Origin of the sequence: Streptomyces sp. SID13666 (assembly GCF_010548325.1) — a bacterium.
GTDB classification, from domain to species: domain Bacteria; phylum Actinomycetota; class Actinomycetes; order Streptomycetales; family Streptomycetaceae; genus Actinacidiphila; species Actinacidiphila fildesensis.
The window spans coordinates 1-418 of record NZ_JAAGLX010000206.1; the positions used below are offsets into that span (position 1 = coordinate 1).

1 protein-coding gene is annotated in these 418 nt (G+C 69.1%); it reads left to right on the top strand.

Annotation, left to right across the window (positions count from 1 at the left end; all coding sequences use genetic code 11):
• On the top strand, positions 1-418 hold a 418-nt coding region (locus G3I60_RS44110; RefSeq protein ID WP_164608593.1), incomplete at both ends, for a GNAT family N-acetyltransferase.

The following is a 418-nucleotide window of genomic DNA, read 5'->3' on the forward strand; positions in this document are numbered from 1 at the left end:
GCTCCCCGAAGTTCACGCGCACGACGCTCGCCAAGGAGCGCAGACTCGGCCGGGACGCCGGCGAGGTCCGCTACGTGCACGACGAGCGCGATCCCGAGGCGCTGACCAGGCTGATGGCGTGGAAGTCCGCCCAGTACCGCAGGACCGGCCGCAGCGACCGGTTCGCGCACCCCTGGATCACCCGGCTCGTACAGCAGCTCTTCCACACCCGTTCCGACCCGTTCGCAGGCATCCTTTCGGTGCTCTACGCCGACGGGAAGCCGATCGCCGCCCACTTCGGACTGCGCACCGAACGCGTACTGGCCTGCTGGTTCCCGGCATACGACCCGGCGTACTCGAAGTACTCGCCGGGGCTGATCCTGCATCTGCGGATGGCCGAGGCGGCAGCCGCCGACGGTATCGCGTACCTGGATCTGGG